Origin of the sequence: uncultured Frigoribacterium sp., from assembly GCF_963515265.1 — a bacterium.
Taxonomy (GTDB): Bacteria; Actinomycetota; Actinomycetes; order Actinomycetales; family Microbacteriaceae; genus Frigoribacterium.
Genome location: NZ_CAUPYL010000093.1, coordinates 1 through 9,679, shown reverse-complemented (window position 1 = coordinate 9,679; position 9,679 = coordinate 1). Strand labels below are relative to the sequence as shown.

The window sequence follows — 9,679 nt, the reverse complement described above, 5'->3', positions numbered from 1 at the left end:
CACCGGGGGAGTGCTGACCGTCGCCGCCTCGGTCGCCACCGACGTCGGGCAGGCCACGCCGGACACCCTGGCCCGCGTCGCCGCGGTGCTGCGCGACAGGGCAGGGCGCGGCTCGGGCGCCGAGGTGGTCGTGTCGGTGACCTCGCGCGTGATCGAGCCGCCGCTGCCTCGCTGAGCCGGCCCGCGCCTCCTGCGGTCGTCCTCTGCGCCTCCTCGAGGGTCTCGCGTCCCCGTCGCCCGCCCCTCAGGGGACCGTCGGAGAGGGCATGTATCTTGATGTCGAGAGACCCCCGCCGAGTACCGTGGGGGCGACCGCACGCACGCGCGACACCAGAGGAGCACCTGCCGCATGGCCACGATCATCTACACGCTCACCGACGAGGCGCCGATGCTGGCGACCTACTCGTTCCTGCCCATCGTCCAGGCGTACGCCCGCACCGCGGGGGTCGACGTCGAGACCCGCGACATCTCGCTGGCCGGACGCATCATCAGCCAGTTCCCGGAGCGGCTCACCGACGAGCAGCGACAGGGCGACGCGCTCGCCGAGCTGGGGGCCCTGGCGAAGACGCCCGAGGCCAACATCATCAAGCTGCCGAACATCTCGGCGTCGATGCCGCAGCTGAAGGCCGCCGTCCGCGAGCTGCAGGGCCAGGGCTACGACCTTCCGGAGTACCCGGACTCGCCCTCGACCGACGAGGAGCGCGACGTCAAGGCCCGCTACGACAAGGTCAAGGGCAGCGCCGTCAACCCGGTGCTCCGCGAGGGCAACAGCGACCGCCGTGCGCCGCTCTCGGTCAAGAACTACGCGCGGAAGCACCCGCACCGCATGGGCGCCTGGACCGGGGACTCGAAGACGAACGTCGCCACCATGGGCGTCGACGACTTCCGCTCGAACGAGAAGACCGTCGTGCTCCCCGCCGACGACGTGCTGCGCATCGAGCACGTCGGCGCCGACGGGTCGACCACCGTGCTGCGCGAGTCGATCCCCGTGCTCGCCGGCGAGGTCGTCGACGGCACCGTGCTGCACGTCGCCGCGCTGCACGAGTTCCTCGCCGCGCAGATCGCCCGGGCCGAGGCCGAGGGCGTCCTGTTCTCGGTGCACCTCAAGGCCACGATGATGAAGATCAGCGACCCGATCCTGTTCGGCCACGTGATCCGAGCCTTCTTCCCGCAGGTCTTCGAGAAGTACGGCGACGACCTGCGCGCGGCCGGGCTCGACCCCGCCAACGGCCTCAACGGGATCCTGCAGGGGCTCGCCTCGCTGCCGAACGGCGACGAGATCCGCGCGGCCTTCGACCAGGGCATCGCCGACGGGCCGGACCTCGCCATGGTCGACTCCGACAAGGGCACGACCAACCTGCACGTGCCGTCCGATGTGATCGTCGACGCCTCCATGCCCGCGATGATCCGCACCTCGGGCCACATGTGGGGCCCCGACGGCGAGGAGCACGACACCCTCGCGGTCATCCCCGACTCGAGCTACGCCGGCATCTACCAGGCCGTGCTCGACGACTGCCGTGCGAACGGCGCCTTCGACCCCGCGACGATGGGCTCCGTGCCGAACGTCGGCCTCATGGCGCAGGCCGCCGAAGAATACGGATCGCACGACAAGACCTTCGAGATCCCCGCCGACGGCACCGTCCGCGTGCTGAACGAGGCCGGCGACGTGCTGATCGAGCACGAGGTCGCCACCGGCGACATCTGGCGCGCGTGCCAGACCAAGGACGTCCCGATCCGCGACTGGGTCAAGCTCGCCGTCACCCGCGCCCGTGCCAGCGGCACGCCCGCCGTCTTCTGGCTCGACGAGACCCGTGCCCACGACGCGACCCTGATCGGGCTCGTGCGCGGCTACCTCGCCGAGCACGACACCGAGGGCCTGCAGATCGAGATCCTGTCGCCGGTCGACGCGATGGCCTTCTCGCTCGAGCGGATCCGCCGCGGCGAGGACACGATCTCCGTCACCGGCAACGTGCTGCGCGACTACCTGACCGACCTGTTCCCGATCATGGAGCTCGGCACCTCGGCCAAGATGCTGTCCGTCGTGCCGCTGATCAACGGCGGCGGCCTCTTCGAGACCGGAGCCGGCGGCTCGGCGCCCAAGCACGTGCAGCAGCTCGTCGACCAGGACTACCTGCGCTGGGACAGCCTCGGCGAGTTCCTCGCCCTCGCGGTCAGCTTCGAGCACCTCGCCACCTCGACCGGCAACGCCCGCGCCCAGGTGCTGGCCGACACCCTCGACCGCGCGACCGGCACGTTCCTCGACGAGAACAAGTCGCCCGGTCGCAAGCTCGGCTCGATCGACAACCGCGGCAGCCACTTCTTCCTCGCGAAGTACTGGGCCGACGAGCTCGCGGCGCAGACCGACGACGCCGAGCTGGCGTCGGCGTTCGCGTCGCTCGCGGCGACCCTCGGCGGACAGGAGGAGACGATCGTCTCCGAGCTGATCGCCCCGCAGGGCACCGCCGTCGAGATCGGCGGGTACTACCACCCGGACGCCGCCGCGACCGAGGCCGTGATGCGGCCGTCGGCGACCCTGAACGCGGCGCTCGCGACGCTGTAGCAGCGCGCGGCCGCGGCTCGCCCGCAGATGCCGACCGTGAGGGTGCGACACGCCACGTGACGAAGGACGTGAGCGGCGTGTCGACCCTCGCCGGTCGGCATTTGCCGTCCCCGCGGCTGTGTACGGTGGAGGGGATGGCGCTGCGTCGCGTCCGTCGGACGGCCGCCGGACCAGCACGCACCGCGAGCAGCGCCGCACGACGAGAGGGAACGATGACGTCCGACCAGACCAGCCCGACCGACACCGCAGAGCTGCGAGTGGGGGTCATCGGCCTCGGCTTCGCCGGCTCGACCCACCTGGAGGCGTTCTCGTCGTTGCCGGGCGCCCGCGTCGTGGCGCTCGCGGGGCAGGAGGAGGCACGCCTGCACGAGCTCGGCAGCGCCTACGGCGTGGAGCGCCTCGTCGCCGACTGGGAGGACGTCGTCGCGATGGACGACCTCGACGTCGTCTCGATCGGCGTTCCCAACGCCCTGCACCACCCGATCGCGATGGCGGCCCTGCGCTCGGGCAAGCACGTGTTCTGCGAGAAGCCCCTCGCGACCACCGGCGACCTCGCCGCCGAGATGGTGCGTGCCGCGCGCGACGCTGACCGAGTGCTCGAGGTCGCCTACAACCACCGGCGCCGGGCCGACGTGGCGTTCCTCGCCGACTGGCTGGCCGACGGCCCGATCGGCGACGTCTACCACGCCCGCGCGAGCTGGATGCGGCGGGCCGGCGTGCCCGGCATGGGCTCGTGGTTCACGAACAAGGGGGCGTCCGGCGGCGGCCCGATGATCGACCTCGGCTCGCACGTGCTCGACATCGCCCTGCACCTGCTCGGCGAGCCGCGGGTGACGAGCGTGTCCGCCGTCGCCTACGGGGTGCTCGGCGCCGCCGGCCGCGGCGGCCGGGTGTACGGAGTCTCGTCGGCGCCCACCGGGTCCGCCTTCGACGTCGAGGACTTCTCCAGCGCCCTGCTCCGTCTCGACGACGGCGGCAGCCTGCAGCTGCAGGCGTCGTGGGCCTCGTACTCGAAGGTGCACGAGGACATCGAGGTCGAGCTGCTCGGCGCCACCGGCGGCGCCCGCCTGCACGTCGACGACTACGCGACCGACGGCACGGTCACCCTCTACTCCGACGTGCTCGGGCAGCCCGCCGAGACCCGGCCCGCCGTGCACGTGCCGGCCGGGCACCACCGCACCGTGATCGAGGGGTTCATCGCCTCGGTGCGGTCGGGCGCGTCGACGCAGCCGGGCGGGCAGCCCGCAGGAGGCGCGGCGCCCGCGGGCGGCGAGGCCCGCTACCAGGGCCGGTACGGCGAGTACGCGCTGCACCGGAGCCGTGTCGTCGACGCGATCTACGCCTCGGCCGAGCAGGGCCGCGAGGTCGAGGTGCCGCAGGACCACGTCGACGCGGGCGTGCGCACCGAGTCCGAGGGAGGCGTCCGATGAGCGACGTCACGACCGGCACGACCGTCCGGACCCGGGTCGTCGTCTGGAACGAGAACGTCCACGAGACTCGGGGCGACGAGACGGTCGCCCGGAACTACCCGCACGGCATCCACGGCGCCGTCGCCGACGGCCTCGTCGAGCTGCTCGGCGACGAGGTCGACGTCTCGACGGCCACCCTCGCCGATCCCGAGCACGGCCTCACGGAGGAGCGTCTCGCCAGCACCGACGTCCTGCTCTGGTGGGGGCACATCGCCCACGACCAGGTCGCCGACGAGGTCGTCGAGCGCGTCGTGCGGCACGTGCAGGCGGGCATGGGGCTGATCGTGCTGCACAGCGGGCACTACTCGAAGCCGTTCACGCGCCTCCTCGGCACCACCTGCTCGCTGCGCTGGCGGAACGAGGCCGAGCGCGAGCTCGTCTGGACCGTGGCGCCGACGCACCCGATCGCCGAGGGCGTGCCCGACCCGCTCGTCATCCCCGAGCAGGAGACCTACGGCGAGTTCTTCGACATCCCGACGCCGGACGAGCTGATCTTCCTGTCGACGTTCACGGGCGGCGAGGTGTTCCGCTCGGGAGCGACCTGGCGGCGCGGGCTCGGCAAGCTGTTCTACTTCTCGCCCGGCGACCAGGAGTACCCGGTGTACCACCAGCCCGAGATCCGTCGGGTGCTGGCGAACGGGGTGCGCTGGGCGCGGCCGACGCAGGCGCGGCGCGACCTGACCGCGGACATGCACCCGCGCGGCTGGTTCGAGCAGGGCTGAGGAGGTGCGGGCCCGGTCGGGCGGTCCTGGGTCAGTCGCGCTCGGCGAGCGGGCGGCCGAGCGACACGGTCCCTGGTTCGTCGGCGTAGTGCCCGTAGGCGGAGATCGGCGCGTAGCCGACCGACTCGTAGAGCCGGATCGCCTCGGCGTGCACCGTGTTCGTCTCGATCACCATGTCGACGACCCCGGCCTCCCGGGCCGACTGCTCGAGCCAGCCCAGGACGAGCCGCGAGAGCCCGCGCCCCCGCCGGTCGGGCCGCACGAACATGCGCTTGAGCTCGGCGCGACCGTCGGGCAGGAGGCGCCACGCGCCCATCGCGACCGGCACCGGCGCCTCGACCGCCGTCCCGCCCGCCGTGTCGTACGCGACGGCGAACGTGCCGCGCGGCAGCTCGAACTCGGACCGGTCGATGGGGCTGTCGTCTCGTCCGCCGTAGAGCTCGACGTAGAGCTGCTGCAGCCCCTCCACGAGCTGCTGCACGTCGGGGTGGTCGTAGGGCAGGGCGCGGATCTCGACGGCGTCGTGCGGGGTGGTCACCGGCCCAGTCTGGCCGATCGCGCTCGGCCGGGCCCGGAGGCAGCAGGCGCGGGAGGATGGGCGGGTGACCGATCCCGACTCCTCGACCCGCGCCTCCTCGGCCACCTCCCCGCGACGGGTCGGCGGTGAGCACGGCGACGACCTGCGCGCTCGGCTGGCCGCGCTGCTCGACGGCGTCCGCGACGTGGACGGCGGCGAGGTCGACGACAGCGTGCCCCAGCTCGCCGAGGCGGACCCGGGCTGGCTGGGCATCGCGCTCGTGCGGCGCGACGGCTCCGTGACGGCGGCGGGCGACGCGCGACAGGCGTTCTCGATCCAGTCGGCGGTCAAGCCGTTCCTGTTCGCCCTCGCGCTCGCCGACACCGACGGCGCCGCGATCGACGCGGTCGGCATCGAGCCGACGGGCGAGGCCTTCGACGCGATCAAGCTCGAGGGGGGCACCGGCCGTCCGCCGAACCCCATGGTCAACGCCGGGGCCCTGCTGACCGCCGCGCTCGTCGACGGGGGCGACGCCGACGGCCGTGCGGAGCGGACCCTCCGCGGCCTCGTCGCCTTCGCGGGCCGCCCGCTGGAGGTCGACGACGACGTCGCCGGCTCGGAGATGCTGCTCGGCGACCGCAACCACGCCCTGGCGCACCTGATGCGCTCGGAGGGCACCCTGCACGTCGGGGCCGATGACGCCGTCTCGGCCTACGCCCGCGCCTGTGCCGTGCTCGTCGACGCCGAGGCGCTCGCGGTCATGGGCGCGACGCTCGCGCTCGGCGGACGCAACCCGGTGACCGGCGAGCAGGTCGTGTCGGCCGCCGTCGCCCGCGACGTCGTGTCGGTGATGGCCACCTGCGGGGTCTACGACGGCTCCGGCCAGTGGATGCGGCAGGTCGGGGTGCCCGCCAAGTCGAGCGTCTCGGGCGCCCTCGTCCTCTCGGCGCCGGGACGTCTCGGGGCCGCGTCGTACAGCCCGCCCCTCGACGCTCTCGGCACGAGCGTCCGGGGGGCCGCGCTGATGGAAGGGCTCAGCCGCGAGCTCGGGCTGCACTCGTTCGACAGCGAGCCCCGCTGAGCCGCTGGGCCGCCGAGTCGCTGAGCTGCGGCGCCCGTCGCGCTCTGTCGGCGGCCGCCGCTACCCTCGCTCCATGGTCAGCGTCGCCGACAAGCCCGTGCTCGACCTCACCGTCGAGCAGTGGGGCGAGTGGCTGGCCGCCACCGACGACGTCGTCGGCGTGCGCCTGAAGCTCCGCAAGAAGACGAGCAGCGCCCCCGGCATGACCTGGTCCGAGGCGCTCGACGTCGCCCTCTGCCACGGCTGGATCGACGGGCAGAACGCGCGGCTCGACGACGACTACATGCTGACCGCGTTCCAGCCGAGACGCCGGAACAGCCCGTGGTCGCAGGTCAACCGCGAGCATGTCGCGCGCCTGGTCGCGGAGGGGCGGATGCAGCCGGCGGGGCTCGCCGAGGTCGAGCGCGCGAAGGCCGACGGCCGGTGGGACGCCGCGTACCGGCAACGCGACGCGGTCGCGCCCGACGACCTGCGGGCCGCGCTCGACGCCGACCCGGCCGCGGCCGCGTTCTTCGACGGCCTGACGAAGACCGAACGGTTCCGGGTGTTCTTCCGGCTCGCGTCGATCAAGACCCCTGCGGTGCGGGCGGCCCGCGTCCGCGACGTCGTCGAGAAGGCGGCCCGCGGGGTGCAGCACTACCGCTGACGTCGGGGCACGTGCGGGTCGGAGCCGTGCGCCCGCGCACTCGTCCGTGCCCCGGCGGCCACCCGCTACGGGTGGATTCGGCGTCGATACGGGTGAGCATCGGACGACAGACGGGCCCGTCCCCCCGTCCGGGGGGTTAAATTTCACCGTCCCGCGGCAGCAGCCGCGCCGAGCCCCACCCGAACGTCTCGTCGGCCACCCACCGGCGTGTCCACGGGCTCGTCGCGCCGTCGCCACACCCGAGCGGGCCCCGACAGAGAGCACCCGAATGCCCAGAACCCGTGGGATCGTCGCCGATCCGCGCCTCCTCCCGAACCCGACCCTCCTGCAGGAGGCGCCCCTCGCCTCCTCGTCCCTGCACCGGCCTCGTCGCCGTGCGGGCCTCGCCGCGGCCGTCGCCCTGGCGCTCGCGACCGGGGGCCTCGCCCTCGGAGTGGCTGCCCCTGCGTCTGCGGCCGTCCCGACGGCTGCCGACGTGTCCGCCGCGGCCGTCGCCCCCGGCACGAACCTGCCCGCTGCCGTGACCGACATCGCCGTGACCCCGACGACGCCCGAGCAGGGCGCGCAGGTCAAGACGACGCTGGACTTCACCGTGCCGGCCAGCGCCGTCGCCGGTGACTCCTTCACCGTGCTGCTCAGCCCGCGCCTCACGAACCTGCCCGAGAAGTTCCCCGTGCTCGACCTCGCGAGCGGAGAGGTCGTCGCGAACGCCGTGGTCGTCAAGACGGCCGCCGCGAACGGCGCCGTCGCCAGCGTCCGTCTCGTGGTGACCTTCACGGACTTCGTGCAGACGCACATGAACGTGAGCGGCTCGGCCTTCATCGAGTCGTCGTTCGACTCGACGACGACCCCGTCGGGCGTCACCTCTCCCTTCACCTCCGTCGTCGAGGGCGGCGCGGCCTTCACCACCCAGGTCACGCCCGTCGGGCCGGTCGGCAGCCACCTGAACGCCTCGAAGTACGGCGTCTTCACCCGGGCCGACCAGGGGCGCACGAACCCGCTGGGCGCCCTCGAGTACCGCATCGACACGCCTGTCGGCCCGTTCGCCACGGCGACGACGACCGACACGCGTCCGGCCGGTCAGACCTGGACCTTCGCCTGTGGCTCGCTGAGCTTCCAGGACCGGCAGGCCGACGCCCGCGGGCTCTACGTGCCGGGCTCGTCGAAGGCGCTCGCCGTCCCCGCCGCCTCCGTGACGTGCACCCCCGGCCAGGTCACGGTGACGTGGCCGACCGCGCCGGCCGGTCACTTCTACCGCCTCGTCGCCCCGGTCGACTTCGCCGCCGCCACGGGGACGGGCGCGGCGCAGAGCTTCTCGAACAGCGCCGTGACCGTGCTCGCCCGCACCGAGGGCGCGACGCCCCAGTCGTTCCCGGCCCAGTCGGTCACCCGCCAGGCCAGCGCGGGCGGCGAGGCCGACGGCGTCGACGTGCCCCCGGTCGTGACGCCGCCGGTGACGACGCCCCCGGTGACGACGCCTCCGGTGACGACGCCCCCGGTGACGACGCCGCCGGTGACGACGCCGCCGATCCCGACGCTGCCTGCCGGGACGACCCCGCCCGTCGCGACGACGCCTGTCACGACGACGCCCGTGACGACGACGCCCGTGACGACGACGCCCGCCGCGACCGCCGTCACCCCGGTGACGCGTGCGACGCCGGCCGCCGCCTCGCCCACGCGCCAGCCGTCGTCGCCGAGCCCGTCCGACTCGTCGCTCGCGTTCACGGGTGACGAGCCCCTCGCGCCGGCGTTGATCGCGCTGCTGTTCGCCGCGGTCGGGACGGCGCTCGTCGTCACGGCGCACCGTCGGGCGCGTCGCCGCTGACCGTCGACGAAGGTGCCTCCTCGCGAGGCAGCAGAGTGCCGGAGGGCCGGGTCGCACACGCGGCCCGGCCCTCCGGCGTCGGCCTCCGCGTCATTGTCCGCAGGTTCCCTCTCGTCGAGGGCGGGTCATCCGTGTCGAGGGCGGGTCGGCGCTGACCCGCCCTCGACGACGCTGACCCGCCCTCGACGACGCTGACCCGCCCTCGACGGAACCGGAGGCGGCACGGCGCCGCGCGTGTGGCGACCGGCTCAGGCCGCAGGCGACGCGAAGACGACGCGGTTCTGGTCGTAGTGGCCCGAGCCCGAGTCGAACACGCCGCCGCAGGTGATCAGTCGCAGCTGGTCGGTCGGCTGGGCGCCGAAGACCCGCGCGGTCGGGAACTCCGCCTTGGGAACGTCGACGACCTCGTCCACCACGTAGCGCCCCGCGGTGCCCTCGACGGTCGTCACGGTCACCTCGTCGCCCGGCACGAGCTCCGACAGCCGGAAAAACACCGCCGGCCCCGACGTCGAGTCGACGTGGCCGGCGATCACGGTCGGCCCGCGGCCTCCCGGACGTCCACCTCCCGTGAACCAGCCGACCTCGTCGGCGTCGACAGGCACCTCCATGGCGCCGGTCGGGGCGATCCCGAGGCCGATCAGCGGCTCGTCCAGCTCGATGGCCGGCACCGAGACGCGGGCGGGCTCTGCCCCGATCCCGACCACGGGCGCAGGCGCCGGTGCCGTGGGCGACGGCGTCGAAGGAGGCGCCGGGGACGACGGCGCCTCGCTCACCTCCCCGGGCGGCGGGCTCGACGGCGAGGGCTCGGCCTCGCCCGACGCGCACCCCGTCAGCACCAGGACGGCGGCGACCCCGAGCC

At 73.7% G+C, this 9,679-nt stretch carries 8 protein-coding genes; 6 read left to right on the top strand and 2 right to left on the bottom strand.

Translation table 11 applies throughout. The annotated features are described in order from the left end of the window. Nucleotides 1–349 precede the first annotated feature (349 nt). The 3 genes from RWM17_RS08965 (at nucleotide 350) to RWM17_RS08955 (ending at nucleotide 4,751) form a co-directional block, all read left to right on the top strand. Entirely contained in the window at nucleotides 350–2,560 is a 2,211-nt protein-coding gene (locus RWM17_RS08965) for an NADP-dependent isocitrate dehydrogenase (protein WP_314102859.1), read from the top strand. A gap of 212 nt (nucleotides 2,561–2,772) precedes the next feature. Next, the gene (locus RWM17_RS08960; RefSeq protein ID WP_314102856.1) at nucleotides 2,773–3,990 is read left to right on the top strand and encodes a Gfo/Idh/MocA family oxidoreductase; all 1,218 of its coding nucleotides are present in this window, start codon (nucleotides 2,773–2,775) and stop codon (nucleotides 3,988–3,990) included. After that, nucleotides 3,987–4,751 carry a ThuA domain-containing protein gene (locus tag RWM17_RS08955; RefSeq protein WP_314102853.1) on the top strand — a complete coding sequence of 255 codons (765 nt, stop codon included), beginning with the start codon at nucleotides 3,987–3,989 and terminating at the stop codon, nucleotides 4,749–4,751. The genes RWM17_RS08960 and RWM17_RS08955 overlap by 4 nt, the downstream gene beginning before the upstream one ends. A 31-nt stretch (nucleotides 4,752–4,782) precedes the next feature. Here the strand turns inward: RWM17_RS08955 and RWM17_RS08950 are convergent, their stop codons facing one another. Then, entirely contained in the window at nucleotides 4,783–5,289 is a 507-nt protein-coding gene (locus RWM17_RS08950; protein WP_314102850.1) for a GNAT family N-acetyltransferase, read from the bottom strand. Between the two features lie 64 nt (nucleotides 5,290–5,353). On the opposite strand from RWM17_RS08950, the gene glsA reads away from it, so the two are divergent. The 3 genes from glsA to RWM17_RS08935 all read left to right on the top strand — a co-directional run bounded on the left by glsA (nucleotide 5,354) and on the right by RWM17_RS08935 (nucleotide 8,820). Then, the gene (gene glsA / locus RWM17_RS08945) at nucleotides 5,354–6,349 is read left to right on the top strand and encodes a glutaminase A (protein WP_314102848.1); all 996 of its coding nucleotides are present in this window, start codon (nucleotides 5,354–5,356) and stop codon (nucleotides 6,347–6,349) included. 73 nt (nucleotides 6,350–6,422) lie between these two features. Beyond that, on the top strand, nucleotides 6,423–6,995 hold the full coding sequence (locus RWM17_RS08940; protein WP_314102846.1) for a YdeI/OmpD-associated family protein: 573 nt from the start codon (nucleotides 6,423–6,425) through the stop codon (nucleotides 6,993–6,995). Nucleotides 6,996–7,263: 268 nt separating this feature from the next. Beyond that, a complete protein-coding gene (locus tag RWM17_RS08935) occupies nucleotides 7,264–8,820 on the top strand; it encodes an Ig-like domain-containing protein (RefSeq protein WP_314102843.1) in 1,557 nt (518 codons plus the stop codon). A gap of 248 nt (nucleotides 8,821–9,068) precedes the next feature. Here the strand turns inward: RWM17_RS08935 and RWM17_RS08930 are convergent. Further along, on the bottom strand, nucleotides 9,069–9,679 hold a 611-nt coding region (locus tag RWM17_RS08930), incomplete at its 5' end, for a class F sortase (protein WP_314102842.1).